This is a genomic window from Steroidobacter cummioxidans, assembly GCF_003104955.1.
In genome coordinates this window covers 162,698-187,580 of sequence record NZ_LSRW01000003.1, presented here as the reverse complement: position 1 = coordinate 187,580, position 24,883 = coordinate 162,698, and the positions used below count along the sequence as shown (strand labels likewise).

General features: G+C 62.4%; 27 protein-coding genes and 1 pseudogene. 10 read left to right on the top strand and 18 right to left on the bottom strand.

Features of this window, described 5'->3' with window-relative positions; translation table 11 throughout:
* Positions 1–2 precede the first annotated feature (2 nt).
* Complete coding sequence (gene trxC / locus D0550_RS02185) at positions 3–464, bottom strand: thioredoxin TrxC (RefSeq protein WP_116807454.1); 462 nt, start codon at positions 462–464, stop codon at positions 3–5.
* Between the two features lie 160 nt (positions 465–624).
* On the opposite strand from trxC, the gene D0550_RS02180 reads away from it, so the two are divergent.
* Positions 625–1,980, top strand: coding sequence for an MATE family efflux transporter (locus D0550_RS02180; RefSeq protein ID WP_116807493.1), 1,356 nt, complete (start codon positions 625–627; stop codon positions 1,978–1,980).
* Here D0550_RS02180 and D0550_RS02175 read toward each other — a convergent pair.
* From D0550_RS02175 to D0550_RS02155, 5 genes are all read right to left on the bottom strand, one after another.
* The gene (locus D0550_RS02175) at positions 1,913–3,295 is read right to left on the bottom strand and encodes a PQQ-dependent sugar dehydrogenase (RefSeq protein ID WP_116807453.1); all 1,383 of its coding nucleotides are present in this window, start codon (positions 3,293–3,295) and stop codon (positions 1,913–1,915) included. The two genes, D0550_RS02180 and D0550_RS02175, sit on opposite strands and share 68 nt — an antisense overlap.
* Positions 3,296–3,454: 159 nt before the next feature.
* Entirely contained in the window at positions 3,455–3,790 is a 336-nt protein-coding gene (locus D0550_RS02170) for a type II toxin-antitoxin system PemK/MazF family toxin (RefSeq protein ID WP_116807452.1), read from the bottom strand.
* A 5-nt stretch (positions 3,791–3,795) separates the two neighbouring features.
* Positions 3,796–3,996 (bottom strand): toxin-antitoxin system, antitoxin component, Xre family protein, encoded by a 201-nt coding sequence (locus D0550_RS02165; RefSeq protein WP_116807451.1) that lies wholly within the window; start codon positions 3,994–3,996, stop codon positions 3,796–3,798.
* A 282-nt stretch (positions 3,997–4,278) separates the two neighbouring features.
* Complete coding sequence (locus D0550_RS02160; RefSeq protein ID WP_116807450.1) at positions 4,279–5,031, bottom strand: AAA family ATPase; 753 nt, start codon at positions 5,029–5,031, stop codon at positions 4,279–4,281.
* 19 nt (positions 5,032–5,050) lie between these two features.
* Positions 5,051–5,407, bottom strand: coding sequence for a helix-turn-helix domain-containing protein (locus tag D0550_RS02155; protein WP_116807449.1), 357 nt, complete (start codon positions 5,405–5,407; stop codon positions 5,051–5,053).
* Positions 5,408–5,519: 112 nt separating this feature from the next.
* On the opposite strand from D0550_RS02155, the gene D0550_RS36745 reads away from it, so the two are divergent.
* The 3 genes from D0550_RS36745 (at position 5,520) to D0550_RS02140 (ending at position 6,881) form a co-directional block, all read left to right on the top strand.
* Entirely contained in the window at positions 5,520–5,774 is a 255-nt protein-coding gene (locus D0550_RS36745; protein ID WP_116807448.1) for a SymE family type I addiction module toxin, read from the top strand.
* A 225-nt stretch (positions 5,775–5,999) separates the two neighbouring features.
* Positions 6,000–6,281 carry a hypothetical protein gene (locus D0550_RS02145; protein ID WP_116807447.1) on the top strand — a complete coding sequence of 94 codons (282 nt, stop codon included), beginning with the start codon at positions 6,000–6,002 and terminating at the stop codon, positions 6,279–6,281.
* Positions 6,282–6,359: 78 nt separating this feature from the next.
* Positions 6,360–6,881, top strand: coding sequence for a gamma carbonic anhydrase family protein (locus D0550_RS02140; protein WP_116807446.1), 522 nt, complete (start codon positions 6,360–6,362; stop codon positions 6,879–6,881).
* Here D0550_RS02140 and D0550_RS02135 read toward each other — a convergent pair.
* From D0550_RS02135 to D0550_RS02110, 6 genes and pseudogenes are all read right to left on the bottom strand, one after another.
* Positions 6,868–7,473 carry a GNAT family N-acetyltransferase gene (locus D0550_RS02135; protein ID WP_116807445.1) on the bottom strand — a complete coding sequence of 202 codons (606 nt, stop codon included), beginning with the start codon at positions 7,471–7,473 and terminating at the stop codon, positions 6,868–6,870. The two genes, D0550_RS02140 and D0550_RS02135, sit on opposite strands and share 14 nt — an antisense overlap.
* 48 nt (positions 7,474–7,521) lie before the next feature.
* Positions 7,522–9,222 carry a bifunctional diguanylate cyclase/phosphodiesterase gene (locus D0550_RS02130; RefSeq protein ID WP_116807444.1) on the bottom strand — a complete coding sequence of 567 codons (1,701 nt, stop codon included), beginning with the start codon at positions 9,220–9,222 and terminating at the stop codon, positions 7,522–7,524.
* Positions 9,223–9,393: 171 nt separating this feature from the next.
* Complete coding sequence (locus D0550_RS02125; protein WP_116807443.1) at positions 9,394–10,656, bottom strand: dihydrolipoamide acetyltransferase family protein; 1,263 nt, start codon at positions 10,654–10,656, stop codon at positions 9,394–9,396.
* Positions 10,653–11,669, bottom strand: coding sequence for an alpha-ketoacid dehydrogenase subunit beta (locus D0550_RS02120; protein WP_116807442.1), 1,017 nt, complete (start codon positions 11,667–11,669; stop codon positions 10,653–10,655). Before D0550_RS02120 ends, D0550_RS02125 begins: the two co-directional genes overlap by 4 nt.
* Positions 11,666–12,917 (bottom strand): annotated as a pseudogene (locus D0550_RS02115) (thiamine pyrophosphate-dependent enzyme). Before D0550_RS02115 ends, D0550_RS02120 begins: the two are co-directional and overlap by 4 nt.
* Entirely contained in the window at positions 12,917–13,957 is a 1,041-nt protein-coding gene (locus D0550_RS02110) for a Leu/Phe/Val dehydrogenase (protein ID WP_116807441.1), read from the bottom strand. Before D0550_RS02110 ends, D0550_RS02115 begins: the two are co-directional and overlap by 1 nt.
* Positions 13,958–14,112: 155 nt before the next feature.
* Between D0550_RS02110 and D0550_RS02105 the strand changes: the two genes are divergently transcribed.
* The 3 genes from D0550_RS02105 (at position 14,113) to D0550_RS02095 (ending at position 17,466) form a co-directional block, all read left to right on the top strand.
* Positions 14,113–14,652 carry an Lrp/AsnC ligand binding domain-containing protein gene (locus D0550_RS02105; protein WP_116807440.1) on the top strand — a complete coding sequence of 180 codons (540 nt, stop codon included), beginning with the start codon at positions 14,113–14,115 and terminating at the stop codon, positions 14,650–14,652.
* A 188-nt stretch (positions 14,653–14,840) separates the two neighbouring features.
* Positions 14,841–15,389: a hypothetical protein gene (locus D0550_RS02100; RefSeq protein WP_161965586.1), complete on the top strand. Its 549-nt coding sequence runs from the start codon at positions 14,841–14,843 to the stop codon at positions 15,387–15,389.
* 394 nt (positions 15,390–15,783) lie between these two features.
* Positions 15,784–17,466 carry a serine/threonine-protein kinase gene (locus D0550_RS02095; RefSeq protein ID WP_116807438.1) on the top strand — a complete coding sequence of 561 codons (1,683 nt, stop codon included), beginning with the start codon at positions 15,784–15,786 and terminating at the stop codon, positions 17,464–17,466.
* Between the two features lie 12 nt (positions 17,467–17,478).
* On the opposite strand, the gene D0550_RS02090 is transcribed toward D0550_RS02095, so the two are convergent.
* The 5 genes from D0550_RS02090 to D0550_RS02070 are packed head-to-tail and all read right to left on the bottom strand — an operon-like array spanning position 17,479 to position 21,070.
* Entirely contained in the window at positions 17,479–19,029 is a 1,551-nt protein-coding gene (locus D0550_RS02090; RefSeq protein ID WP_116807437.1) for a PH domain-containing protein, read from the bottom strand.
* Positions 18,968–19,423: a PH domain-containing protein gene (locus D0550_RS02085; RefSeq protein WP_161965585.1), complete on the bottom strand. Its 456-nt coding sequence runs from the start codon at positions 19,421–19,423 to the stop codon at positions 18,968–18,970. Before D0550_RS02085 ends, D0550_RS02090 begins: the two co-directional genes overlap by 62 nt.
* Before the next feature lie 49 nt (positions 19,424–19,472).
* Positions 19,473–19,883, bottom strand: coding sequence for a type II toxin-antitoxin system VapC family toxin (locus tag D0550_RS02080; protein ID WP_116807435.1), 411 nt, complete (start codon positions 19,881–19,883; stop codon positions 19,473–19,475).
* A 9-nt stretch (positions 19,884–19,892) separates the two neighbouring features.
* A complete protein-coding gene (locus tag D0550_RS02075) occupies positions 19,893–20,171 on the bottom strand; it encodes a type II toxin-antitoxin system Phd/YefM family antitoxin (RefSeq protein WP_116807434.1) in 279 nt (92 codons plus the stop codon).
* Positions 20,172–20,221: 50 nt separating this feature from the next.
* Positions 20,222–21,070, bottom strand: a complete 849-nt coding sequence (locus D0550_RS02070; RefSeq protein WP_116807433.1) for a DNA ligase — start codon at positions 21,068–21,070, stop codon at positions 20,222–20,224.
* Positions 21,071–21,323: 253 nt separating this feature from the next.
* On the opposite strand from D0550_RS02070, the gene D0550_RS02065 reads away from it, so the two are divergent.
* Positions 21,324–21,860, top strand: coding sequence for a DsbA family protein (locus D0550_RS02065; protein ID WP_116807432.1), 537 nt, complete (start codon positions 21,324–21,326; stop codon positions 21,858–21,860).
* A 12-nt stretch (positions 21,861–21,872) separates the two neighbouring features.
* Positions 21,873–23,546 (top strand): FAD-dependent oxidoreductase, encoded by a 1,674-nt coding sequence (locus D0550_RS02060; RefSeq protein ID WP_116807431.1) that lies wholly within the window; start codon positions 21,873–21,875, stop codon positions 23,544–23,546.
* A 10-nt stretch (positions 23,547–23,556) separates the two neighbouring features.
* Here the strand turns inward: D0550_RS02060 and D0550_RS02055 are convergent, their stop codons facing one another.
* Positions 23,557–24,174 carry a TIGR02466 family protein gene (locus D0550_RS02055; protein WP_116807430.1) on the bottom strand — a complete coding sequence of 206 codons (618 nt, stop codon included), beginning with the start codon at positions 24,172–24,174 and terminating at the stop codon, positions 23,557–23,559.
* A 38-nt stretch (positions 24,175–24,212) separates the two neighbouring features.
* On the opposite strand from D0550_RS02055, the gene D0550_RS02050 reads away from it, so the two are divergent.
* On the top strand, positions 24,213–24,857 hold the full coding sequence (locus D0550_RS02050; RefSeq protein ID WP_116807429.1) for an MBL fold metallo-hydrolase: 645 nt from the start codon (positions 24,213–24,215) through the stop codon (positions 24,855–24,857).
* Positions 24,858–24,883 lie beyond the last annotated feature (26 nt).

Genomic DNA, 24,883 nt, shown 5'->3' with positions numbered 1-24,883 from the left:
GACTACTGCACGTGAGGTTGCAGCCAGCGTAGCAATCCCCCGAGGTCCATCGCGCCGGATTGCCGCGCGATCTCCCGGCCCTGCTTGAATGCGATCAGGGTCGGGATGCCTCGGATGCCAAAGCGCGCCGACAGCGACGGCTCGTCGTCCGAGTTGACCTTGCCGAAACGTGCCTTGGTCTGCAGCCGCCGCGCCGCCTCTTCGAAGTGGGGCGCCATCATGCGACAGGGGCCGCACCAGGGCGCCCAAAAATCCACGATCAGTGGCAGGTCGCTGCGGCTCAGGTGCCGGTCGAAGGCTGCGGTGGTCAATTCCAGCGGATGGCCGCCGAACAGCCCGTGATGACATTTAGGACATTTGGGTCCCTGATCGAGGCGCTCGGCGGGTATCCGTACGACGGAATCGCAATGTGCGCACACGAGGTGGATGCCTGCGGGCGAGGTGGAAGCGGTCGAGTCGCTCATGAGGTGGGTTCACCGAGTCGGTCAGGTCTCCCCGTAATGGGGGCCACAAAAATCGCATACAAGCCCCGCAGGCGGGCTCGACTTCGAGCACAATAGCGGCCTCCCCAGTTCTGTGAAATCCGCGCCGGCCCTCGGACGGGCGGCGCACGACCGACAGCGCATGAAAGATCTCACTCAAGGCTCCATCGCCGGGCACCTGGTCTCACTCGCGGTACCGACGGCGGCGGGCATGCTGTTTCAGACCCTCTATTACTTCGTCGATCTGTACTTCGTGGCCGAGCTGGGCGATGCCGCCGTTGCCGGCGTGAGCGCCGCCGGCAACGTGATGTTCGTCGTGCTGGCACTGACCCAGGTGCTCGGTGTCGGCGCCGTCGCGTTGATTTCACATGCGGTGGGGCGCAAGGATCAGCAGGACGCCAACCTGATCTTCAATCAGTCGCTGGTGATCGCGGCGCTATGCGGCGTGTTCGTGCTGGTCTTTGGCTATCTCATGGCCGGCCCTTATCTGAGCGCGGTCGCGGCGGACGAAGCGACGATCGAGGCCGGCAAAGCCTACTTGTATTGGTTCTTTCCCGGCCTGGCGCTGCAGTTCGCGCTCGTTGCCATGTCCTCGGCGTTGCGTGGCACCGGCATCGTCAAGCCGACCATGATCGTTCAAGTGTTGACGGTGTTGCTCAATACCGCGCTCGCTCCCGTGCTCATCGCCGGGTGGGGCACCGGCTACGCCATGGGCGTTGCGGGCGCGGGCCTGGCGAGCACGATCTCGATCGCCGCCGGCGTGGTGTTGTTGTCGATTTATTTCGGGCGGCTGGAGAAGTATGTCTCTTTCCATCCCGAAGAATGGCAGCCGCGCATCGCGGTTTGGCGTCGCATGTTCAGCGTCGGTCTACCCGCGGGCGGCGAGTTCGCGCTGATGTTCCTTTATACCGCGATCACCTATTGGGCGATTCGTGACTTCGGCGCGGCGGCGCAGGCCGGCTTCGGTATCGGCTCCCGCGTCATGCAGGGCATCTTCATGCCAGCCATGGCCATCGCGTTCGTGGTCGCGCCGATTGCTGGCCAGAACTACGGTGCCAAGCGGATGGAGCGCGTACGCGAGACGTTCCGTGTCGCCTCTGTGCAAAGCGTGGGCATCATGCTGGTCGTCATGCTGCTGTGTCAGTGGCGGCCGGAAGCGCTGGTGGCCTTCTTCTCGAAGGAGCCTGAAGTCATTCGGGTCGGCGCCGTTTTCCTGCATCTGATCTCGTGGAACTTCGTCATGAGCGGGCTGATCTTCACCTGCTCGGGCTTGTTCCAGGCGCTGGGTAACACCGTGCCCGCGCTGCTCAGTTCGGCCTCGCGACTGCTGGTCTACGGCGTGCCCCTGGTGTGGCTCACGGCACAGCCAGGATTCCAAATCGAGCACGTCTGGTACCTATCGATTGCGGCCAACGTCGTACAGACCGTGATCAGTGTGGCCTTGCTTCGGAAGCAGATGCGTTTGCAGCTTGGCTCACCCGTGACGCAGCCGGCGTAACGCGCCAGATACAGTTGCCGACATCGTCGGCCACCAGCAGTGCACCATCGCGGCCGATCGCCACGCCAACCGGTCGGCCGCGCGCTTCGCCTTTTGGCCCGATGAAGCCAGCCAACACGTCTTCGGGCAAGCCAATCGGACGACCGTTTGCGAAAGAAACAAAGGCCACTTTGTAGCCGCTGCGCGGCTCGCGGTTCCACGAGCCGTGCATTCCAATGAACGCGCCATTGCGATACTTCTCGGGCAGCAGCTCGGCGTCGTAGAACACCAGGCCCAACGATGCGGTGTGTGAGCCGAGCGCGTAGTCCGGTACCAGGGCCTTAGCCACCAGATCGGGCCGCTGCGGTTTGACTCGCTTATCGACGTTGTTGCCAAAGTAGCTGTAAGGCCAGCCGTAGAAGCCGCCCTCTTGCACCGACGTCAAATAATCGGGCACGAGGTTGTCACCGATCTCATCCCGCTCGTTCACGACGGTCCATAGCGCGCCACTCTGCGGCTGCCAGTCCATACCGTTGGGATTGCGCAGCCCCGATGCAAACACGCGTGTCGCGCCCGTAGCGGCATCGATCTCCAAAATCGCCGCGCGCTTGTCTTCCGCTTGCATTCCGTTCTCCCCGACATTGCTGTTCGAGCCGACGGTGGCGTACAGCTTGTCGCCTTTCGGACTCGCGATCAGATTCTTGGTCCAATGATGATTGATCGGTCCGCCCGGCAAGCCGGCGAACTTCGTGCCCTGCTGTTTGATCTCTGTGACGCCCGCTTCATAGTCGAAGCGCACGACCGCATCGGTGTTCGCGACATAGAGTCGATTCCCGATCAGCGCCATGCCGAACGGCGAGTTCAACCCTTCGATGAACTTCGTACGTACCTCCGGCTCGCCATCGTTGTTGGCATCGCGTAGCAGCGTAATGCGGTTGGCACTCGGCACTGTCGCACCCGCCTTCGTCATCGCTTTGTCTTGGAAATAGGCCCGGATGCCTTTGCCATCCTCCGGCCGCTCCGGCGCATTCGTCTCCGCCACCAGCACATCGCCATTCGGTAGCACATACACCCATCGCGGATGATCGAGCTCACAAGCGAACCGCGAGACCGCGAGGCCCTGCGCCGGCGTGGGTGCTTGATCGAGTTGCCACGGCTTGGCTTCGGCAACGTTTACCGTGGGAATGAGCGATTTTTTCGGCTCGGGAAGCACGGGGTTCGCGCCGTAGCCTTGGTCCGGCGTCATCTGCGTTGTGACTTCAGCGGCGAGGGCGGAAGTCGTTACTAGCAGAGATGCGATGGATGATGCGATCGCGGTGTTTGTAGGAACGCGCATGACAAGGGTCCCGCGAGGAAGGGAGTTGTCAGTGGAAGGGTTGGGGTGGGGAAGGAGTTCCTAAGGGGGAGGACGATCCATGTCCCGACTGATCTTCGTCGGACATTCGAACTATCGGCAGTTGCGACGGGAGTCCGAGCCGCCTCGGGCGCCGTTGTTCTATCCGATGATTTTGCCGATCGTTTCTTTGAGCGCCTGGCAGTCGCGCTGGGAAAGTCTGCCCAGGGTCTTGATGACGAGGGCTTGTTCGAGGGTGGCGAGCACGGGCTTGATGGCGGACGGCTTGAGCAATCTCGCTGCTTGCCAGTCCTGCACCATCACCTCGCCGAAGGTGCCGCTGCCGCGAACTTGGCTGGTGACGGCCATCAGGATCAGATCGCGCCGCACGCGGTTGTAAGCGGGGCTCGAGACTATGACGCCGGGTCGCTGCTTGGTGGCGGACTGATCGGTGAATGGAAACGGCACCAGAACGATGTCACCAAACTGGTAGGCCATATCACTTACAGCCGGTCGTACTCGGCATCATCGGGGTTGTCCCAGACGGCCTTGAAGGCCGGCTCGGATGCTTGGGCCGCGGCGTGTGTGAGGCGAAGTTCGTCCTCCCGGCTCTTCAAGAAATCTACGAAGTCCTCGACCTCCGCACGACGCTGCGGTGGCAGGCTCTTCAGCTTCTCGATCAGATCGTGGTCGCGCGCGCTCATGACGTAAATTCAGTCTGCGGATCTAGGGTGGCACTTACAAGAGGCCGGGGGCTCGTGCGTACCCGCTATGTTAAGCCAAAACCCGCCTCCGGGCTCAGCAGCTTGAATGGCGTGCTTGCTGTCGCTTCGGTGGCTGCTAAGTCCCCGAAGATAGTGGAGAAATGGTCGCCTTGTACGACGATTCGTAAGCTCGAGCTAGCTGCGACTACTATCGAGATCGGACGAACGGTCGCAACTTAAAGGGCGATCCGATCGGCGGCCTGGGCATCAGCGCGTGACTGTCTAGGACAGAACTCGATCGAGCTGCGCCTTCGGGTCATTCAAGAACCGCTTTGCGACGATGTAATGCTCGGTCTGTTGATACTCGATGCGTGCCAGTCCTTCCGGGGTGATCTGATAGAGCCAGGCGCCAGGGTATGCCATGAGAATCGGCGAGTGAGTGGCGATGATGAACTGTGAGCGTGTCTGCACGAGCTGATGCATGCGCGCGATCATCGCAAGTTGACGCGAAGGAGAGAGTGCTGCCTCCGGCTCATCGAGAACATAAAATCCTTGCCCGCCAAATCGATGCATCATCAGCGCGAAGAATGACTCGCCATGCGATTGCTCATGAAGCGAGCGGCCGCCGTAGGAGTTAATAATCGGGGGGCCTGGTGCCGGTTCCGCATCCATCCGCTCGATATCGGTGGCGAGGTTGAAGAAGCTCTCCGCGCGCAAGAAAAAACCATCCTTGGGTCGCTTGATTCCCTTAACGAGCGTCAAATGATCGTGGAGGATCGAGTGTGAGCCGCGCGTCTGAAAGCGGAAGTTTTTTGTACCGCCTTCCGGATTGAATCCCCACGCGACGGCGATTGCTTCCAGTAGCGTCGACTTGCCGCTGCCGTTCTCGCCGACAATGAATGTGACTGCCGGATGTAGCGCCAGCGTGTGGAGGTTGCGCACGGCTGGCAGCGAGAACGGGTATTGATCGAATGAGGAAATGCGCTCCCGGCGCAGCTTCACCTCTCGGACGTACTGTTCGCTCACGGCAACCATGGCGATCTCGCTGCATGCATTACCGACCGGCCTGACTAAGCACGCCGTCGAGCATCTCGATGACAACCTTCTGCTTGGCCTTGGGCAGCTGGCTCAATCGTTCGATCTGTTGTTGCAGCTTGGAGGCCGGGCCGCGCTTGCCGGCGGCGGCCATCTTACGGCCGAGCAGATCATCGGTGGTGACGCCGAAGGTCTGCGCGATCTTCGGCAGCAGTGACACCGGCATGCGGATGCGGCCCACTTCGTAGTGCGCATAGGTCTGTTGCGCAATCTGCAGCGCATCGGCCATCGCCTGTTGGCTCAAGCCTTGGTCTTTGCGCAGCTGCGCTATCCGTGCGCCGAGCGCCTTCAGGAACTGTTGCTCGTCGGGAGCCATGGAGCCGCTGATCTAATTCCTTCTGATGAGAGCTTCAGTATAACGCGGTCTCCTTGTGTTATGAGTTGACACTACTCGTAATGAGAGTACTCTTATTGAGAGTTGCTTTACTATGCGCCTTACCTGGGAGCCAGAAGAGATGAACTCGCGCCGCCTCACTATCAGCTGTCGCTATCCCGAAGTCCGCGCTCGCCGTGGGGAGTACGTACGGTCGGTGCCGAAGCCGTTCTTGCGTTTAACGGGGCGTTGGCTGGATGAGGCTGGATTTGCTATCGGCGCAGAGGTGGAGGTTCGGGTGGGTCGTGGGCGTTTGGTGCTGCAGGTCGTCGATGCTGCGCATTGCGAGCGCGGAAATTCGACGGTGTAAGGAAAGTCCATCGTCGCGGAGAGTCAAGCTGGGTGCGTTGCTCTCAATAGGAGTAGACCTATCGAGGTTTTTCTTGCTCTCGGGCTCTTGACTGGTTGTGGGACTACCGTCTGTAGCGGCGTTTCCGCAGAACCGTTCAGCAGACAAGTCGCTGCAGACAACGTCTTGTCACTTGCGCAGCCGCGAGCCGAGTCGTGCCTTGTCCATCCTGTATTATTGCGCCGCATGTCAGATCCCATTCAGATGGTCAGCGAGTTGCTGAATAAAGTCTCTGAGCAAGCGGACGTCGAAGAAAGCCCGGAGTGGTATCTGCGCAGCTACCTGGTCGACTACAAGCGAACGTTGCTGCGCAAGTGGTCCAGCCAGGAAATCGAGTTCGCGACCGGTGCGCTGATGCGCTTCTGCGCCGAGGCGTTGGACACGAACGGTGCGTTGTATCGGGACTGCGCCGAGATCGCGGAGGAAGGGGCGAAGCTCGGTGCGCAGCTCAAGACCGCTGGGCGTTGAGCCGCGTTTCCGCAGAAACTTCCGGCCGGCTCCAGCTAGAATGCCGCTGCAACTAGCCAATCGACCGCGGAGCTTTCCATGCCCATCTACCGTTACGGCGATCGCATCCCCTCCGTCCACGACAGCGCCTTCGTCGCGCCGAATGCCAGCGTCATCGGCAGCGTCGTCTTGTCGGAGAACGTCAGCGTCTGGTTCGGGGCCACGATCCGCGGCGACAACGAAGTCATCACACTGGGTAAGGGCTCCAATGTACAAGAGGGCGCGGTGCTCCACACCGACCCCGGCATCCTGCTGACCGTGGGCGAGAACGTCACGATCGGCCATCAAGCCATGCTACATGGCTGCACCATCGGCGACGGCTCACTCATCGGCATTCAAGCCGTCGTGCTCAACGGCGCCGTCATCGGTAAGGGATGTCTGGTCGGGGCAGGGGCGGTCGTGACCGAGAAAAAAGTCTTTCCCGATCGCTCCTTGATTCTGGGCTCACCGGCTCGGGTCGCGCGTCAGCTGACCGATGAGGATGTGGAGAAACTGATGAAGGCGGCGCAAGGCTATGTCGAGCGGCGCGCGCGGTTCTTGGCCAACCTCAAGGAGATTTAACGGTACGGGTCGCGAGCTGATGGCGGAGGTGCGAGCGCACTGTCGGCCATTCGCTGGCGATGATGCTGTACACGCAGGTGTCGCGCAGCGTGCCGTCGCTGGAGCGCCGATGATTACGCAGCACCCCATCGAGCTTCGCGCCCAATCGTTCGATGGCGCGGCGGCTTTGATGATTGAAGAAGTGCGTGCGGAACTCGACGGCGATGCAATTGAGATTCTCAAATGCATGCGTCAACAGCATCAGCTTGCATTCGGTGTTGAGCGCCGTGCGCTGAACCTGCTTGCGATACCACGTGCTGCCGATTTCTATGCGGCGCGCTTCCGCGTCGATGTTCATGTATGTCGTCATGCCGACCGCTTTGCCGGTGTCCGATGCGACGACCGTGAACGGCAGCATCGTTCCCTTGCGCTGCTGTTCGAGGCGCTTCTCGATATCCGCCTTCATCTGCTCTGGCGACGGAATGAACGTGTACCACAGGTTCCACAGTTCGCCGTCTTGCACGGCTTCGACCAATTCATCGTGCCGGGCCAGGGTCAGGGGTTCGAGAAAGACCGAGTCGCCATGTAAGGAAATCGGGTCCGGCCAGGGCATAGCAGCGCCATCGTTTGAATGAGTGCGCCGTAGCTTAGCGCAAACGCGTCAGCTCGCGTGCAGCAGGTCGGCGGTGGGCGCGAGAATGCCGTTGAGCGGCCGGGGTTTGCCGATGGCGTAGCCCTGGCCGTATTGGACTTCCAGGTCGATCAGGCGCATACAGATTTCGGGCGTTTCGACGTACTCGGCGATCGTCTCCATGCCCATCGCGCCAGCCAGTTGGGCGATGGCACCGACCAGCGATTGCGAGCGCTCGTTGTGCAGCAGGTCGCGGATGAACGAGCCGTCGATCTTCAGCGATGTGAACTGCAGGTTCTTCAGGTGGGTGAGCGAGCTCAGCCCGGTGCCGAAATCGTCGAGCGCGAAGCGGCAGCCGCGCGCGCCGAGTTCGCTCATCAACAGTTGGGCTTGTTCCATGTTGCTGACCGCGGCGGTTTCGGTCAGCTCGAACGTCAGCCACTCGCCGCTGACGCCGTTCTCGTCCAGCTGCATTTGCAGCCAGTCGAGAAAGCCATCGTCGCCGATCGTCGGGCCGGACAGGTTGATGGATACGTGCAGCGGCGTGTAGCCAGGGCGCGCGCTGGCACTACGCAGATGTCTGAACACGTCGACGATGACGCAGCGATCGATCTGCGGGAGCAACTGATAGCGCGTGGCTGACGACATGAAATGCGACGGCAGCACCAGCCGACCTTTCTCGTCGATGATCCGTAGCAGCATCTCGTAGCGATGCACCGAGTCGCGCGTCAGCAGAGAGGCGATCGGCTGACCGAAGATCTGGTAGTGCCCCTGGTCGAGCGCGCTGCGCAGGCGGCTGACAATGGAAATGTCGTCGCGCCGGCGGATCATGCTGGTGTCCGAAATCCGATAAACCTCGACCCGATTGCGGCCGCGCTCTTTGGCGGCCTTGCAGGCGACTTCGGCGGCGGCGAGTGAGTGATCGAAGCTGCGCTCGCCATTCGTCAACGTCGCTGCGCCCAAACAAATCGACAGCGGAAACGTGTCGTCATCGACGTGAAGCGGACGCGCCTGCACGGCCTCGCGCAGGCGCGCGGCGATCTTCTGCGCCTGAGGCAGAGGGCAGTCGGGAAGGAAGACGGTGAAGCGATCGCCGGACAACCGGCTGAGCACGGCGTCCTCGTTTGCCAGTACCGCAGCGAGCGCATTGGCGACGACCGCGATGGCGCGATCGCCCGCCTCGAAGCCGAACATGTCATTGATGACGCGCAGCTGATCGATGTCGCCGTAGAGCACGCTGGAGTTGGCGCGTTCGCCCAGCGATTTCAGCCGCCAGTCGACCAGTTCCTCGAGGCCGGCGCGCGAGATCAGGCCGGTGACGGGATCCGCAGGCAGAGACAACAAGTGGGCGAGCTGACGGCTCAGCTGCGAGCCTTTCTTGAGATCGTCCTGCTCGAAGGAGTCGTGAGTGCAGAGACGATACATCATGGCGAGGCCCGCCAGGTCGCCGGACGAGTCGAACACCGGCGCGACCAGGAAGCGTCCGATCATCGGCCCGCCGTTCTCGTAGCGGACCCGATTGCGAATCACCGGGCCGTTGGTCTCGCGAGTTTGTGACAGGAACGTAGCGGCGATCCCGCGCAGCATTTCCTCCACTTCGCGAGCATCGTCGCTGGGACAGTGGAAATGAAAGTCACCGCGCGTCGGCGCAGTGAACGCGACCGCATGGCAGCCGATGCGTCGTTGCGCTTCGATCAGAAACTGGCGGATGGTGCTGACTGCCGAGTCCATAGACGGAATCCAGGGGACGCGGCAAATGTAAGTTGACGGCTCAAGGCGAGGTGAGAAGCCGTTCGCAAAGACTCGAGCGAGAGGCAGGAAATCGTGTCGTGCGGCGCAATGCTGGCGCCCCGCACGGCGGACCGTGTGACTTGCATCACACGGCCCGCTTAGGGGAAACCATCAATCCCGGATGAAGATCGTCGCCGGCTGTTCGAGCTTTTCCTTCAGCGCCTGGATGCTCTCGGCGGCGTCGTAGCCGTCGATGAAGCGGTGATCGAACGATGAGGACAGGTTCATCATCAAGCGGACTGCGATCTCGCCATTGACGATCATCGGGCGTTCCACGGCCTTGTTGATGCCGACGATGGCCACCTCAGGCGCGTTGATGATCGGCGTCGAGACGATGCCGCCGAGCTTGCCGAGGCTGGTGATCGTGATGGTCGACCCCTGCAGCTCGTTGCGGCTCGCGGTTCCTTCGCGCGCCGCGTTGGTCACGCGACGGATCTCGGCGGCGAGCTCCTTGAGAGACATCGACTCCGCATGCTTCACGACCGGCACCTTCAGGCCATCGTTGGTCTGCGTGGCAACGCCGATGTGCACGCCATCGTGACGAACCAGCACGTTGCGCTCGGAGTCGAAGCGCGAGTTCACTTTCGGGAACTGCTCGACGACCCGCACCAGTGCCATCGCGAGGAACGGCAGGTAGGTGTAGGAGGGCGAGCCCTTCGGCAGCTGCGAGTTCAGATGCTTGCGCAGCCGCTCCAGCTCCGTCATGTCGACCTCTTCGACATACGCGAAGTGCGGAATGTTTCTCTTCGAATCCGCCACGCGCTGCGCGCTCACGCGGCGCACGCCGAGAATGCGGATCTCTTCCGTGCCCGTGCGAACCTGGCGTCCGCTCGGAGCGGCAGCCGGGGCAGCAGCAGGCGCCTTGCCCGACTGACGATCGTTGATCGCAGCTTCCAGATCCTGGCGCTGAATGCGGCCATCGCGGCCACTGCCGTGAACGGTCGACAGATCGATGCCAGCGAGCTTGGCGCGTGCGCGAGTGGCGGGCGAGGCCATCACTCGGCCGCCGGCAGGCTTGGCGGCAGGCTGTGCAGTGACGTTGTTAGCAGCAGCGGGGGTTTTCGACGGCGCGTTTGCAGCGGCAGCAGGTGCGGCGGTGCTCGCTGCGGGCGCGCTTTCAACCGCCGCCGACGCGTCCGTTTCCAGCACGTACAGTTCGGCGCCGACCGCAATCTGATCGCCGGGCTGGCCACCGAGCGAAACTACTTTGCCGCCGACCGGCGCGGGCAGCTCGACCACGGCCTTATCGGTCGACATTTCCACCACGGCCTGATCTTCGTCGATGACATCGCCGACCTTGACCTTCCATGCCACGACCTCGGATGAGGTCGTGCCTTCGCCGAGATCCGGCAGCTTTACTACATGGCGACTCATGACGCCTCCATCGTTGCTTTAATGGCGGCGACGACGCGCGCCTGGACAGGGAAGTATTCCCACTCGAATGCGTGCGGATAGGGAGTATCCCAGCCGGCAACGCGCAGCACCGGCGCTTCCAGGTGCCAGAAACATTCTTCCTGAATGGTCGAGGAAATCTCGGCACCGAAACCGGCGAACCGCGTTGCTTCGTGCACGACGATGCAGCGGCCGGTCTTCTTCACCGAATTGGCGATGGTCTCGACATCGAGCGGCACGATCGAGCGCAGGTCGATGACTTCGGCATCGACGCCGGCCTTTTCGGCGGCGGCCAGACACACGTGCACCATGGTGCCGTAGCTGATGATGGTGAGCTTGGTGCCAGGACGGGCGATCTCGGCGACCCCGAGCTCGACGCGATAATGGCCTTCAGGCACGTCGCCGCGTGGATGTGAGTTCCAGCCCACCGCCGGCTTGTTCGGATCGCCATCGAACGGGCCGTTATAGAGTCGCTTCGGCTCGAGGAAGATCACCGGGTCGTCTTCTTCGATGGACGCGATCAGCAAACCTTTGGCGTCGTACGGATTGGACGGGATCACCACCTTCAAGCCGGCGACATGCGCGAACAGCGCTTCCGGGCTCTGCGAATGGGTCTGGCCGCCGCGAATGCCGCCGCCGCAAGGCGTGCGAATCGTGACCGGGGCGCAGAAGTCGCCACCGCTGCGATAACGAATGCGCGCCAGCTCGCTGACGATCTGGTCGTAGGCCGGATAGATGTAATCCGCGAACTGAATTTCCGCGACCGGACGCAGGCCGTTGATGGCCATGCCGATAGCCGTGGCGACGATGCCGCCTTCGGCGATCGGCGAATCGAGCACGCGATGCTCGCCATACTTGCGTTGCAGGCCTTCGGTGGCGCGGAACACGCCGCCGAAGTAACCGACGTCTTCACCCATCAGGACGACGCCCGGATCGCGCGCCATCATCACATCCATGGCGGAGTTGAGCGCCTGGATCATATTCATCTGAGTCATTTCTGCGCGCGCTCCTTCAGTTCCTGGGCCAGCTGCATGCGCTGACGCGCCAGGGCGGGCGTTTGTTCTTTGAACACATCCTGGAACATGGTTTCAGGATCGAGCTGCGGACCGTCGGTCAGCGTGCCGTAGGTCACGGCTTCCTTCCACGCCTGGTTCACCTGCTCTTCGCATTCCTTCAGCATCGTCTGCTCGCGCTCATCGGACCATTCGCCGAGCGCTCGCAGGTGGCCTTTGAGTCGTTCGATCGGATCGCCGAGCGGCCAGCTCTTCTCCTCATCCTTCGGGCGATAGCGCGACGGATCGTCGCTGGTCGAGTGAGGTGCGGCACGGTAGGTGACGAGCTCGATCAAGGTCGGGCCGGCGCCAGTGCGCGCACGCTCGGCGGCCCACTGAGTCACCGCGTAGACGGCCAGGAAATCGTTGCCGTCGACGCGAATGCCCGGCATGCCATAGCCCGGGCCGCGCGAGGCGAACGAGCGGCCTTCGCCACCGGCAAACGTCTGGAACGTGGAAATGGCCCACTGATTGTTGATGACGTTCAGGATGACCGGCGCTTTGTAGATCTGCGCGAACAGCAGGGCGTAATGGAAGTCGGCCTCGGCCGTGCTGCCGTCGCCGAGCCAGGTGGCGCAAACGTGATCTTCGCCTTTGATCGCGGATGCCATCGCCCAGCCCACCGCTTGCGGGAACTGCGTGGCGAGGTTGCCGGAGATCGAGAACAGATTGCCCTCTACCGAGTGATACATCACCGGCAGCTGACGGCCTTTGCACATGTCTTTGGTGTTCGACAGCAACTGGCACATCAGATCGACGATCTTGCGGCCGCGCGCAATCTGCAGGCCCTGATTGCGATACGCCGGGAACATCATGTCGCTCGGCTTCAGCGCCATGTTGGCGGCGATCGACACGGCTTCCTCGCCGGTGGACTTCATGTAGAACGTGATTGATTTTTCCGCTGCGCTGAGCGCGATGCATGCGGTCGTCGAACGCGCGCGTCAGCACCATGTGACGCAGGCCGAGCTCGAGATCGGCGGCGGCCAGATGCGGATTCCACGGGCCCACGGCGCGATGGTTGTCATCGAGGACGCGGACCATTTCCTTGGACAGGAATTCGGTCTCGCTCAAGGGCGCGTTCGGATCGGGCCGCGCGGCGGCGCCGGCCGGAGAAACCGCGACATAACTGAAGTCCGGTTTCTCGCCGGGGCGAGCCGGCGGTCTCGGAACGTGCAAACGGGATCTCATCATCAAGCCTCCGCAAGCAGCTGACGCGCCATCTCGTCCGCCAGCTCGCTGGTGGGACGATGGGTGGCGCTGGAACGCACAAAAATTTCGGTGAGTCGAACGGGAATCCGGTGGATTTCGGCGCCGATGGATTCGGCCGTCGCGCCGCCCAGATATTCACGACCAACGCTGATGATGCCACCCGCGTTGATCACATAGTCGGGTGCATAGAGCACGCCGGCCGAATGCAGTCGCGCGCCGTCCTGCGCCGTCGCGAGCTGATTGTTCGCGGCGCCGGCAATGATCGGGGTCTGCAGTTTCGGAATGGTGTCGGCATCGAACAGCGCGCCGAGGGCGCACGGGGCAACCACGTCGGCGCGCTCGAACAAGATTCGATCCGGGCTGGAGACGGTCGCGTCGAATTGCGTCGCGGCCTTCTGCGTCACGGCCTCGCGAACATCGGCAACGCGCAGCCTGGCGCCGTCGGCCGCGAGCAACTTGCACAGCTCGTAACCCACGCCGCCCAGTCCTTGCACCGCGACGGTCAGGCCGCGCAGCTCGTCTTTCTTCAGTCTGAATTTCACCGCTGCCTTGATGCCCAGATACACGCCCAGAGCCGTTTTCGGGCTGGGATTGCCGTCCGAGGTCACTGCGGTCCGAGGCAATCCGCTCACGTAACGCGTCTGGCCGGCGACGATTTCCATGTCGGCGACCGAAGCGCCGACATCTTCAGCGGTGATGTACTGGCCGTGCAGCGACTCGACGAAGCGGCCGAAGGCTTCGAGCAGCGCCGGCGTCTTGGGCCGGTCGGCATCGATCATGATGACGGCCTTGCCGCCGCCGAGCGGCAATCCCGCCATCGCGTTTTTGTAGCTCATGCCACGCGACAGTCGCAGGACATCCGCAAGCGCATCCTGCGTGGACTTGTAGTGCCACAGCCGGCAACCGCCGGCGGCCGGTCCTCGCGCGCTCGAATGCACCGCCACGACGGCTCGTAAGCCGGTGGCAGCGTCGTGCGCAAAGACCACGCGCTCGTGCTGGTCGAACGAAGGATGGTCGAACATGGCTGATACGAAGCTGGTTCGCTGGAGTTATGGGTGTGGCGCAGCGGTGCGGTCCGCTCCGCCCTGTCCCGGAGCATATTGCGCTACAATACCGACTGTTTAGCAGCATAGTCTGCCAATTGGGCCTGCCAGAACAGGAGGAATTACTACTTCGTATGAGCAGCAATCCACCCAGCCGTGAACTGGATCGCGTCGACCGCCAGCTTTTGTCGTTATTGCAGACCGACGGGCGGCTGACCGTCGCGGAACTGGCGCGCACCGTCAATCTGACGCTCACTCCTTGCATCGAGCGCGTGCGGCGCCTGGAGCGGGAAGGATTCATCGACGGGTACTTCGCGCATCTGAACCCGAAGCGTCTCGGGCAAAGCATGCTCGCGTTCACCGAGGTCACGCTCGATCACGCCACTCAGGACGTGTTTCAACGCTTCAAGGAAGCCGTGCAACTGGTGGAAGAGATCGTCGAGTGCCACATGGTGGCGGGCGGTTTCGACTATCTGATCAAGACGCGAGTGCAGGACATGGACGAGTATCGGCGCGTGCTCGGCGACAAGATCGTCAACGTGCGCGGCGTGCGTCACACCCAGACTTATTTCGTGCTGGAAGAAGTGAAGTCGACTCACGCAGTTCGCGTGCGGGTCAGCGAGCCGGGCAGGGCCACAGCGGCGGCGCCAAAGCGTCGACGTGCCAGAGCCTGAGTCTGAGTCGAGAGAGTAAAGAGAGGACCCTCGCCCGGCCCCGTCGCGCCGGAGGAGGAACTGCCGCGCTCGATGTATACCGAGGCACGGTGACCTGCAAACTCTCGCCGGTACATAGGCTTCATCCGTGCGAGCGAGGGTCTCTCCAAGTCAAAAGATCGTCGCGGCGGTTGGGTGAGCCCCTGCACGTGCGCAAGCGTGCCGCAAACGTGAAAAAAATGGTGGATGGGCGCAGGATAACGCCTCGCTTACGGGAGCCGCCCATGACTCGATCCGATTCGCCCGACCTGCACGCGCTCGAAGAAGCGAGCCGGGCCCTGCGCGGGTTGTTGGGGGTGGTGATCGCGGTGGAGCGCCGCTTCGGCAGTCAGCAATCGCCCTTGGCCCTGCTGCGCCAGATCGTGGACGATCCCGAATGGGCCTGGCTGCGACCGCTGTATCAGCTGATCGCCGACGTCGATCACGCCATTCACGAGGGTGACCTGCCCGTTTCCGAAATCGCGGCGATCGGCGCGCATGCGGCCGCGTTGCTGTCGGGTGTCGGCGCGCCGGTCGAGCAGGCCTTTCTGGAGCGCTATCGCGCGCTGTTACAAACCGACCCCGAAGTGGCCATCGCGCACTCGGTCGCCTTGCAGGCGATTCGCAAGCTCCCGCCCGAAGCCGACAGCGAAGCGGAGCGTCTGCATGCGCGCCACCAATGGGCCATGCGTTGTAAGCATCGGCGCCAGAGCCAATAGCGCCGGGCCAATAGAAAACAGACGGCTCGAGCCTCGTTCATCCTCCGAAGTTATGTCGTAACGGTGCGCGCGGCGCGGCTGATTTTGCGCAAGTCCAGTGGGCAATCGGCGACAGCGCGCGCGAACGGGGGGAGTGCGGTAGGGTTGGTGCCGGGTCAGCGGCCGACGACCGGCCGTTCGAGACCGATAACTGGTTGAAAAGTCTCCGCCAGCGCGGCGTTGAGCGAATCACTATCAGGTTTCCCCCGGCATGGACAGTGTCGGTTCGTGGAGGCACTTTTCAAGCAGTCAGCCCTAGTGCAATGTTGTCCCCCCGGAATCGATATGCGGGATTAAAAAAACTCCGGGACGAATCGCTGTCTTTGGTCTTTGCACGGAAGTAATTGCTACCACTATGTCCAGCCGTCTGGAGAATGCGCTGATGCTGCTCGGGCTGGAGTCAGCCGACGATCCTGCCACGTTATGGCAAAACTATACGGATCGTCTGGCGGTTCTTCAGCACAAGCTCATCAACGCGGAAACTCCGGCCAGCCAGGAAGCGGCCCAGCAGGATCTGGCGCGTCTGGTCGCGGCCTATCAGACGGCGCGCAGCGCCACTGAGCCCGCGACCCGTCAGGTCAATCGCGAAGCCGTCACCATGATGCGCATGGATGACGTCGCCGAGGCCGAGCCGCAGGTTCACCAGGGCTCGAATGTGGTCATCGGCCCGGGCGTCGTGCTCCAGGGACGTTATGAGATTCAAGCGGTGCTCGGCGATGGCGGCATGGGTCGCGTGTTCGCGGCTCGCGATCGTCTGAAGGACGAAGAGGTCGCGATCAAGGTCCTGCGCAACGAGCTGTTGTCGAGCAATGCGGCCCGCACTCGTTTCCTCTCCGAAGCCAAGGTTTCCTGCAAGCTCGCGCACCCAAACATCGTGCGCGTGTTCGACGTTGGCGTGGCCAGCGGTCGATATTTCTTCACGATGGAGCGTCTGCGCGGCGTGAACCTGCGCCGGCGCATGCAGGAGCAGCTGGCGACTGGCAACCCGTTCCCCATCGAAGAGGCGACGGCCATCGGCGAACAGCTGCTCGAAGCGCTGCGCCACGCGCATCGTTTCATCGTGCACCGGGATCTGAAGCCCGAGAACGTCTGGATCGACAGCAGCGGTGTAGTGAAGCTGATGGACTTCGGCATCGCGCGGGCCTATCAGTACAACGAGCTGACCCGCACCGGCATGAACCTGGGCACGGCCTATTACATGGCGCCCGAACAGCACGCCGATGCGAAGGAAGTCGACTGGCGCGCCGATCAATATGCGTTCGGCGTGCTCATGTATGAATTGTTCACTGGCCGCGTGCCCATGGGCGCCGTGCAGCCGATCGAAAAAGTCCGTCGTGACATTCCTCGTCAGATCGCTCGCGCCATCATGCGAGCCATGTCGCCGCGGCCCGATGCTCGATTCGACTCGCTGCGTGAGCTGCAGAGTCGCATCGTTGCCCGTCGCGAGGACGATGTCCCGGGCGCCATCTTCAATGCCTTCGGTCGCTCGATTGCGTTGGGCACGATTGCCGGCGCGCTGTTCGCCTACTTCGACAGTTTGAGCATCGGGCGCATCCACGAATGGATGTATCCCTCCGGCATTGCAGTCGGCATCGGCACGGCATTGATGGTGGAGTTCTGCGAGACGTTTTTCCGCTCGCGTTATCGCAGCCATGTGATCGCGGCATTCGTCGCGACCGTGATGTGGATCGGGTTGGTGCTGGTCGTCGCGCAGAAATTGACTGGCCTGAGCAATGGCCTGGTGATGATGTTGTGCGGCTCGGTCTGGGCCAGCAGCATGGACTATGTGACGCGGCGCTGGCGGATTGCTGCCGGAAGATTCAGATTGGAGGTGGCGTTTATAGGTGCTGTCTTCGGCACCCTGCTAGGCCTGGCGTTGCTGATGCAGGCGGATCACGTCAACGACCGCAACTACTTGTACAGCGCCCTCAGTGGCATCCTGCCCGGCATGATCATCGCGATGGCGTCACTGCGTCGCCGGCTGTGGCGCAAGAACGATTCGCCGTTCTCGCGGATGTTATCGCTCGCACGCGACTGAGTCGTTACGTCGTCACGCGGCCGTTCGATACAACGCTGCCGCCAGTCTTTCCGCCACGTCGGCGGCCAAATAACGAATCCTGATTCCTGCCGACATCGGGCTGGCACCGGCGGTATCGACGTAGATGCTCGCCATGCGGTTGCGTCGATCGAACGGCGACGCTTCGATGCTCGAGGTCTGCACTCGATCGCGCGGCACGATGGTCAGCTGGCGGTTCAGCCAGCCACGCCGAAACAACACTGCGTCTGGAGCGAGTGCCCAGCGCGTGTTCTTTACATACAAGTGAGCGTGCATCCACGCCAACGGGATGCAGCTCGACAGGATGACGACTGCGCCTTCCTGCAGATACCAGACGGCGGGTGCCGTCAAAACCACAATCGACCACAGCAAGGTCTTGCGAAAGATGCGGCCGCGCGCGCCGGATGCGAGCGGTTGCCAGTCGGGCTCGGTATTCAGGTCGAGCGCGGGTAACGCGGTGGCGATGAGTTTGGGTGCGGTACTTGCCGGGCAAACTGGGGCGAGCCAGCGGGTCTTGCTGCGCGAGTTATCGCCGTTGCCCTCGCCACCGCCGCCGTCGCCGGCGAGATCGACACTCAGCGAGACTCGATTGAACCAGCGATGCAGCAATGACTCGTTTTGGTGGACTGCTTGGATTCGCCGCGTGCGCAATGTCAGGGCGACGCGGGTGAAGAGCCCATAGCGGGCGCGCAGATCGCCGGCCACGCGCGTCAATCTGAAATCGTAGAAAGTGATGATCGCTTGGATTACCGACAGAGCGCGCACGGCGAGGATGACGCCCAGTATCGTGAGCACGCCGAGCCCGATCTGCATCATCAGTCCAAGCGCTGCGAGCCCGGTCGCTGACGGCGAGTGCAGCACCTGGTCGACCAGTTGCTGGTTGATGACGAACACGCCGGCCTCGTGCAATACGCCGAAGGCGGCCGCGACCAGAATCATGCCGCGATTGTCGATCAGGCCGTGACGCACGAGCTCACCCATGTCCAGGTGGAGCAGCGTCTGCTCGGCGGGTGCTGCGACGGTCTGCTCGATGGGCTTGGTCTGCGAGAAGATTCGATCACGCATCTCCTGCACGGCTTCCAGGTCGAGCACGCTGATCAGCGCTTCCGGCTTGCCGCCGGTGGACGTCTGCACGCGAACTTCAGCGACGCCAAGCAGGCGATGTAACACGCTTCGCTCCGTGTCGATGTTCTCGATGCGCGCGTATTCGATGTGGCGCGTGTTGCGGAAGATCAGTCCTTCGCGAATGACCAGGCCGCTTGGACTGAAGCCATAACGGAAGGTGAGCTGGATCCACACGGCACGCAGCGCCACGAGCGCCACGACGATCGGCACGATCCAGGGGCCGAGCGGGCCCGGCATGTCATTGCGCACGTTGAAGAAGAACAGGGCGATCAGCGGCAGGACCATTTGTTTGATTGCGCCACTCAGGCCGAACAGCCACGACAGCGCGTGCAATCGCAGCGTCGGCTGAAAGCTGCCGTCAGACGCCACTGCCAGCACCTTCAGCGAGCAGCGCATCGCGCAGAGCGATGGCGTCTTCATGCCGCAATCCCGGCAGCTCGATCTTCGTGTGGCGGCTGCCCGCGGTGTACATCTTCAACGTACCAACGCCGTAACGACGCTCGAGCGGCCCCTGCGAGACATCCGTGTGTTGTATTCGAACGCGCGGAAGCGCGATGCGCGACCGCCAGATGACGCCGCTCTCGATCGCGATGCCAGTTTCATCGACGCCGAAACGCAGATGCCGATACGAAATCGACGGCCACCACCAGGCGAGCAGAATGCCGCCGATGATGACCACTACCGGCGCGAGCGGCGACAGAAAAGGGATGGCAGGGCTGAGTGCGAATGCGGGAACCGCGATGAGCAGCGTCGCGATCGCCGCCTGCCAGCGCCAGACGCCAATAATCGCCGAGTCGACGTGTGAGAGCTGCAACGGCGCCATCCTGCTGCGGAAGATGCGTCGATTCTAACCCGGGGTGAGGCTAAGCCCAGTTCTGCACGGTAAGTGCCTTGAAAGGCGCGAAGTCGCGTACGTTGGCAGTGACCAGTATCAGCTCGTTGATCTGGGCGATGGCGGCGATCTGACCGTCGACAAAGGGCACTGTCGTGCCCGCCTCTTCGAGGCGTGCACGGTCGATCGCGTGCAACTTCGCGGCGAGGTCATCGTACGGCAGGATCAGGAAGGTGCTGACCACATCCGCAATGTAGTCCTGCAGAGCATCGCGACGCCTGCCGGCGGGCATGCGTTTACAGCCAAACTGCAGCTCGTGCCAGACCGGCGCAGCGATCGCGCACTCATCCGCGGCCGAGGCGAGTCTCCGCATCACGCTGGCGGAGGGTGTTTTCATCATGGGCTGCGACACCACGTTGGTATCCAGCAGATAGCGCAGCATGGCACCGACTCACAAATCGACTTTGCGCCCGGCGCTCCGATCGCGGAGCTTGCGGGCAAAGTCAGGCTCCAGGCCCACTGCGGTGAGCGAATGTTTCTTCAGGAGCTTCTGATAGGCATCCTGAAACGTCGGGCGCTTGCTGAGCAAGCGTTGATATTCGGTGACTGAGATCATGACTGCGACTGCCTTTCCTCTGCGAGTTAATTCCACGGTCTTGCCCGCCTCCACCTCGTCGATGAGGGTGGGCAGATTGGCTCGAGCCTCGGCGATGGGATAGCTTTGCACCATTCACCGAATGTACATCGATCTGTACACATAATCAACCTGGCCCTCGTCCGCTAATCCGGCGGTCGCGCCCGCAGGAAGCGAGCGAATCGCGGGATGCCGCGGGCGGTGACGTTGTGGTAGCTGTACGTGACCCAGCTGCCGATGGGCGGCGGGTAGCGGCGTTGTTCGTCGGTGAAGCCGGTGCCGATGCGGAACTCGGTGCCGTTGGCGGTGCGAACGAGCAGTGCGCCGAGCATGCCGAGATATTTTCCCTGGCCGGGCAGGTGGGCGATGACGCGAGCTTCGGCGTCTTGAGAGGGCTTGAGCTTCAGCAGGTCGTCGCTGCGCTCGGCGCGATACAACGAATCTTCCCTATGCAGCATCAGGCCCTCGCCGCCCGCGGCGGCAACGGACTCCAATAGGTGGTGGAGCTCGACCTCATCTGTGACGCGTGACTGTGTTACTTCGCGCAGCCAATCGATGCGGAGCGGCGCCAGTAGAGATCGCAGTTTCTCCAACCGTGCGCTGAACGTTCCAACCTGCGCAGGTACATCGAAGACCATGAAGCGGATGTTCCGCCAGGCGTCCTCATCGGGTTCGAGGTCGCGAACGGTCGCGGTGACCTGCTCGAAGCGCCCGCGGCCGGCCCAGAGCTCGCCGTCGAGGGGCTCGGTGGGCCAGTCGCGCGTGAACCAATCTGGAGCATGGATCGTATTGCCAGCGCGGGTGACCAGATTTTTGCCGTCCCAATACGCGCGCATGCCGTCGTACTTCTCGCTTACCCAGTAGCGCAAGACGTCTACCTCTGCAGCGTCGTAATCATTGGCGAGCAGCAGCGGCGGCGGGGCTGCTGGCGCCATTGCAGGTGCGGACAGCGCTCCGACCACGAGCGCAGACTCGACAATGAGCCGCGCGGTCATCCGGCGAGTTCCTGATTTGTGTGCAGCGTCCATGCTTCGTGGCGGTAACCGTGGTGTCGCAATGTAAGCATCCCGAGCTACGCAAAAGCGGCGCATTTCCGGCCAGCTCGCCCAGAAATTACCGATATGTGCAGGCCCGCTTGCTGGTATGGGGCAGCGGAGCCGAAAAGCACCGACATCCAAGCGCCGGTGCCCGCGAACGGGGTTAGTATCGGCAGCTGGGTACCGGCGTCCGGCCGGCGCAGGAGGATGCATGAATCAGCACCATGACCTGGTGATGCCAGTCACCGCCATCGATCACTCGCTCGGCCCCTCGCACGCGCCCGTCACCATCGTCGAGTACGGCGATTTCGAATGTCCGACGTGCAAGCAGGCGGCGCCTTCGCTGAAGCTGCTGTTGAGTCGCTTCCCGGAGCAGGTGCGGATCGTGTTCCGTCATTTCCCGCTCGAAGAAGTACATCCGCACGCGCTATGTGCCGCCGAGGCGTCCGAAGTAGCGGCGGCGCAAGGCAAGTTCTGGCAGATGCATGATCTGCTGTTCGCGCACCAGCTGCATCTGAAGTCCAATCAACTACACAGTTACGCCGAGCAGCTGCAGCTCGACATGGCGCGCTACACCTCCGAGATGGACGATGAGATTTATCGGCAGCGCATTCGTGAGCACATCGACAGCGGTCGCCGCAGCGGTGTGCGGGGCACGCCCGGTATCTTCGTGAATGGCGAGATTCACGATGTGTCCGCGGGCATGCAATCGCTGTTCGATAAAGTGGCAGCGCTGGTGGGCAGGTAATACGGTGCTCTCATGCCAAACGAACTGTATGAAAAGCGCTCGGACCAGATGTTTCCAAAGCTCACGAAGGTGCAGATCGCGCGCCTCGAGCCACATGGCACCCATCTGACGACGACCGCAGGGCAGGTATTGATCGAGCCCGGCGATCATGAGCGCAAGATGATCGTCGTCCTGGCCGGCAGCCTGGAAGTCACGATCCCTGGCTTCGATGAGCAGTTCATCAAGCCGCTCATGCCCGGGGATTTCGCGGGCGAGATGAGCACGCTGCGAGGCACGCCGGGCTTCGCTCGGGTGGCCGTTCGTGAAGCGGGCGAGGTGCTCGTGATCGCTGACAGCGACCTGCGCGTCGTCGTGCAAACGGACGCAGAGCTCAGCGAGATCTTCATGCGCGCTTTCATCCTGCGTCGCATGGGATTGATTGCGTCGCCGAACAGCGAGATGACGTTGATCGGCTCGCGATATTGCGGTCACACGCTGTTGTTGCGCGAGTTCCTTGCCCGGAATGCGCACCCACATATTTATCTCGACGCCGAAGCGGACCACGATGCGGCCGGGTTGTTACAACGTGCCGGGCTCACGGTGGCCGACGTTCCCGCCGTCATCGGTCGCGGCCGCGCCTTGCGCAAGGCAAGCTTGCGGCAGCTGGCGGAGTTTCTCGAAATCAACCCGGAGATCGATCCCGAGGCAATTCACGACATGCTGGTCGTGGGCGCCGGCCCCGCAGGTCTGGCTGGCGCCGTGTACGCGGCCTCGGAAGGGTTGGATGTGCGAGTGATCGACAGCTTTGCCCCCGGCGGTCAGGCGGGCACCAGTTCGCGCATCGAAAACTATCTGGGCTTTCCTACCGGGATTTCCGGTCAGGCGCTGGCGGGTCGCGCGTTGGTGCAGTCACAGAAGTTCGGCGCCAGATTCCATGTCGCATGCGATGCGGTGGCGCTGCATTGTGATAGTTGGCCGTATCGCGTCGAGATGGCCGACGGCCGCGCCGTGCGCGCTCGCACTGTGCTCATCGCAACGGGGGCGCAGTATCGAAAGCCCGATTTGCCGAACCTGGACAAGTATGCCGGCGTGGGTCTGTACTACGCGGCCACGCATCTGGAAGGCAGGCTCTGTCAGAACGAAGAGATCATCGTGGTCGGCGGCGGCAACTCGGCGGGCCAGGCGGCGGTGTTTCTCGCCGGTGGCTGTCGACACGTGCACATCATGGTGCGTTCGGAAGGACTGGCCGAGAGCATGTCTCACTATCTCATTCGACGCATCCAGGAATCGCCCAATATCACTCTGCACACTCGCACGCAGATTACCGCACTGGACGGCGAGGATGAGCTGGAGCAGGTGACGTGGACCGATGCACGCACCGGTGAGCGGGAGCGGCGGCCCATCAAGCATGTGTTTCTGATGACGGGAGCGGCGCCGAACACCGAATGGTTGAAGAACTGCGTGAATCTCGACGCGAACGGCTTCGTGCGCACCGGCGCCGACTTGAGCAAAGATGAGCTGACGAGTGCGCGCTGGCCGCTGCCGCGTTCGCCCTACATCATGGAAACCAGCCTGCCCGGCGTGTTTGCAGTTGGCGATGTGCGTGCGGGCAGCGTGAAGCGCGTTGCTTCAGGCGTCGGCGAAGGCTCGATCTGCGTGCAGTTCGTGCATCGGGTGCTCAGAGAGCTGCCAACGGCGTTCGGCTAGAGCCAGTCGACTAGAACCAGTTGTAGTTGAAGCTGATGCTGATGCGCTCGGCGGCCACCGGATTCGCCGACACCTCGTGCCTGAGCCAGCTTTCGAACAACACGACCTTGCCCGCTTCGGCGGGCACCACCGACCAGGCTCGATTCGCCGGGCTCGCGTCCGCCCTGCGCGGCGGCGCGGCCATGAATTTTTCCAGTCGGGGATCTTCGAACTTCAGGCCGGCGCAACCTTTGGGGGTCTGCACGTAGTAGGTGCCGCTGAGCGTCGATAGCGGATGCAAGTGCATGCTGTGCGCGACCTGCTGCGGCATGATGTTCACCCAACAGTCCGTCATCGCCAGCTCGCGACCCGTCATGTCGAGCTCGAGCGTCTTCACGAACGAGCGCACGTGTCGCCGCAAATATTTCTCGAGCTGCGCGAACGTCGGTGATATCTGCTGCATCCGATGCGCCGAGTGATACGACGTGTAGCCGCCCGGGTAGTTCTTCTGCGACCACTTCTGTCCCGCCTCATCGTCCACTTGCAACTGCAGGCACTCACGCAGCAGCTGCTTGTTGAATTTGCGCCAGTCGGCGCGCTGCAGCGGTGCGCTGTAAATGTAGGTGGGGAACAGGGTTTGAATCGGCATGGGCCGGGATTCTACCCGATGGGGTACCATGCCGGACCATGAAAGCCCTGATCATCCCCGTCACGCCGTTCCAGCAGAACTGTTCCGTCATCTGGGACGAGCGCAGCAAGCGCGCGGCGGTGGTCGATCCCGGTGGCGATCTGGATCGGGTGCTGGCGGAAGTGGATCGGGAAGGGTTGCAGCTGGAGAAGATCCTGCTGACGCATGGGCATCTGGATCATGCGGCGGCGACCGCCGAGCTGGCGAAGCTGCGCGGCTTGCCGATCGAAGGGCCGCATCGGGACGATCAGTTCCTGATCGAGCAGCTGCCTGAATCGACGCAGCGTTTCGGTTTTCCGCCGGCGGCGGCGTTCACGCCGGATCGTTGGCTGGAGCAGGGCGATCGGGTGATGGTGGGAGAGGAGACGCTCGAGGTGCGCCATTGTCCGGGCCACACGCCGGGCCACGTGGTGTTCTTTCATCCCAAGCAGAAGTTTGCCTGGGTCGGCGATGTGATTTTCGCCGGCTCGATCGGCCGCTCCGATCTGCCACGCGGCGATCACGACACGCTGGTCAAATCCATTCGTGAGAATCTGTTCCCGCTCGGCGATGAGGTGCGCTTCGTCCCTGGCCATGGGCCGCTGTCCACGTTCGGGCAGGAGCGCCACACCAATCCGTTCGTCGCCGACCGCCGCTTTCGCTGATGTAAGTTGCCGACTGCAAATCAGGA

What these genes read in the sequence shown, in the direction of transcription:
- D0550_RS02120 (WP_116807442.1), bottom strand. Translation starts at nt 11,669, where the DNA reads ATGACTCAGATGAATATGATCCAGGCGCTCAACTCCGCCATGGATGTG.
- D0550_RS02145 (WP_116807447.1), top strand. Translation starts at nt 6,000, where the DNA reads ATGTCAGATCCCATTCAGATGGTCAGCGAGTTGCTGAATAAAGTCTCT.
- D0550_RS02175 (WP_116807453.1), bottom strand. Translation starts at nt 3,295, where the DNA reads ATGCGCGTTCCTACAAACACCGCGATCGCATCATCCATCGCATCTCTG.
- D0550_RS02165 (WP_116807451.1), bottom strand. Translation starts at nt 3,996, where the DNA reads ATGAGCGCGCGCGACCACGATCTGATCGAGAAGCTGAAGAGCCTGCCA.
- D0550_RS36745 (WP_116807448.1), top strand. Translation starts at nt 5,520, where the DNA reads ATGCGCCTTACCTGGGAGCCAGAAGAGATGAACTCGCGCCGCCTCACT.
- trxC (WP_116807454.1), bottom strand. Translation starts at nt 464, where the DNA reads ATGAGCGACTCGACCGCTTCCACCTCGCCCGCAGGCATCCACCTCGTG.
- D0550_RS02060 (WP_116807431.1), top strand. Translation starts at nt 21,873, where the DNA reads ATGCCAAACGAACTGTATGAAAAGCGCTCGGACCAGATGTTTCCAAAG.
- D0550_RS02180 (WP_116807493.1), top strand. Translation starts at nt 625, where the DNA reads ATGAAAGATCTCACTCAAGGCTCCATCGCCGGGCACCTGGTCTCACTC.
- D0550_RS02170 (WP_116807452.1), bottom strand. Translation starts at nt 3,790, where the DNA reads ATGGCCTACCAGTTTGGTGACATCGTTCTGGTGCCGTTTCCATTCACC.
- D0550_RS02075 (WP_116807434.1), bottom strand. Translation starts at nt 20,171, where the DNA reads ATGGTGCAAAGCTATCCCATCGCCGAGGCTCGAGCCAATCTGCCCACC.
- D0550_RS02110 (WP_116807441.1), bottom strand. Translation starts at nt 13,957, where the DNA reads ATGTTCGACCATCCTTCGTTCGACCAGCACGAGCGCGTGGTCTTTGCG.
- D0550_RS02090 (WP_116807437.1), bottom strand. Translation starts at nt 19,029, where the DNA reads ATGAAGACGCCATCGCTCTGCGCGATGCGCTGCTCGCTGAAGGTGCTG.
- D0550_RS02135 (WP_116807445.1), bottom strand. Translation starts at nt 7,473, where the DNA reads ATGCCCTGGCCGGACCCGATTTCCTTACATGGCGACTCGGTCTTTCTC.
- D0550_RS02130 (WP_116807444.1), bottom strand. Translation starts at nt 9,222, where the DNA reads ATGGACTCGGCAGTCAGCACCATCCGCCAGTTTCTGATCGAAGCGCAA.
- D0550_RS02155 (WP_116807449.1), bottom strand. Translation starts at nt 5,407, where the DNA reads ATGGCTCCCGACGAGCAACAGTTCCTGAAGGCGCTCGGCGCACGGATA.
- D0550_RS02140 (WP_116807446.1), top strand. Translation starts at nt 6,360, where the DNA reads ATGCCCATCTACCGTTACGGCGATCGCATCCCCTCCGTCCACGACAGC.
- D0550_RS02070 (WP_116807433.1), bottom strand. Translation starts at nt 21,070, where the DNA reads ATGACCGCGCGGCTCATTGTCGAGTCTGCGCTCGTGGTCGGAGCGCTG.
- D0550_RS02055 (WP_116807430.1), bottom strand. Translation starts at nt 24,174, where the DNA reads ATGCCGATTCAAACCCTGTTCCCCACCTACATTTACAGCGCACCGCTG.
- D0550_RS02065 (WP_116807432.1), top strand. Translation starts at nt 21,324, where the DNA reads ATGAATCAGCACCATGACCTGGTGATGCCAGTCACCGCCATCGATCAC.
- D0550_RS02095 (WP_116807438.1), top strand. Translation starts at nt 15,784, where the DNA reads ATGTCCAGCCGTCTGGAGAATGCGCTGATGCTGCTCGGGCTGGAGTCA.
- D0550_RS02160 (WP_116807450.1), bottom strand. Translation starts at nt 5,031, where the DNA reads ATGGTTGCCGTGAGCGAACAGTACGTCCGAGAGGTGAAGCTGCGCCGG.
- D0550_RS02050 (WP_116807429.1), top strand. Translation starts at nt 24,213, where the DNA reads ATGAAAGCCCTGATCATCCCCGTCACGCCGTTCCAGCAGAACTGTTCC.
- D0550_RS02105 (WP_116807440.1), top strand. Translation starts at nt 14,113, where the DNA reads ATGAGCAGCAATCCACCCAGCCGTGAACTGGATCGCGTCGACCGCCAG.
- D0550_RS02080 (WP_116807435.1), bottom strand. Translation starts at nt 19,883, where the DNA reads ATGCTGCGCTATCTGCTGGATACCAACGTGGTGTCGCAGCCCATGATG.
- D0550_RS02125 (WP_116807443.1), bottom strand. Translation starts at nt 10,656, where the DNA reads ATGAGTCGCCATGTAGTAAAGCTGCCGGATCTCGGCGAAGGCACGACC.